Source organism: Thioclava arctica, assembly GCF_040892615.1.
GTDB lineage: Bacteria > Pseudomonadota > Alphaproteobacteria > Rhodobacterales > Rhodobacteraceae > Thioclava > Thioclava arctica.
In genome coordinates this window covers 1-1,024 of record NZ_JBFRYC010000042.1, presented here as the reverse complement: position 1 = coordinate 1,024, position 1,024 = coordinate 1, and the positions used below count along the sequence as shown (strand labels likewise).

Annotated in this window: 1 protein-coding gene; it reads left to right on the top strand. The window is 60.1% G+C overall.

All coding sequences use genetic code 11. The features are described 5' to 3' along the window. Positions 1 to 62 precede the first annotated feature (62 nt). Positions 63 to 1,024, top strand: a 962-nt coding sequence (locus tag AB4874_RS19830) for a homogentisate 1,2-dioxygenase (protein ID WP_368393307.1), incomplete at its 3' end; no start/stop codon positions are given.

Below are 1,024 nucleotides of genomic sequence, written 5' to 3'. Positions count from 1 at the left end.
GCAACGAAAGATCGCCCCAAGCATCCCGAGGGGAGTCGGGACGATGAGACGGAGGAGTTCAGATGAGTGATCAATCTTTGCCCCAAGGCATGACGCGCGCCAGCGGCGGCACTGGGCCTCATGCTGGCTACATGCCCGGTTTTGGCAACGACTTTGAGACCGAGGCGCTGCCGGGCGCGTTGCCGCAAGGCCAGAACAGCCCGCAGAAATGCGAATACGGGCTTTATGCCGAGCAGCTTTCGGGTACGGCCTTTACCGCGCCGCGCGGGCAGAATGAACGCACGTGGTGCTATCGCATCCGGCCTTCGGTGAAGCATACCGGGCGTTTTGCAAAGATCGACGTGCCCTATTGGAAATCGGCACCCAACGTGGACCCCGACGTGATCAGTCTTGGCCAATATCGCTGGGACCCGGTGCCCCATACCGAGGCCGCGCTGACATGGCTGACGGGGATGCGCACGGTTACTACGGCGGGCGATGTGAACACGCAAGTCGGCATGGCAAGCCATATCTATCTGGTCACGCAATCGATGCAGGACGAGTATTTCTTCTCCGCCGATAGCGAGCTGCTGGTTGTGCCGCAAGAAGGCCGGCTACGGTTTTGCACCGAGCTGGGCATCATTGACCTTGAGCCCAAGGAAATCGCAATTATTCCGCGCGGGCTGGTCTATCGCGTCGAGGTGCTTGAAGGGCCCGCGCGCGGCTTTGTCTGCGAAAACTACGGGCAGAAATTTGATCTGCCGGGTCGTGGCCCGATTGGCGCGAACTGCTTGGCCAACCCGCGCGATTTCAAATGTCCGGTCGCGGCCTTTGAAGATCGCGATGCGCCTAGTCGCGTCGTCATCAAATGGTGCGGTCAGTTCCACGAGACCTTCATCGATCACAGCCCGCTTGATGTGGTGGCATGGCATGGCAATTACTGCGCCTATAAATACGACCTGCGCACCTATAGCCCGGTCGGTGCGATCCTGTTTGACCATCCCGATCCCTCGATCTTCACGGTGCTGACCGCGCCGTCAGGGCA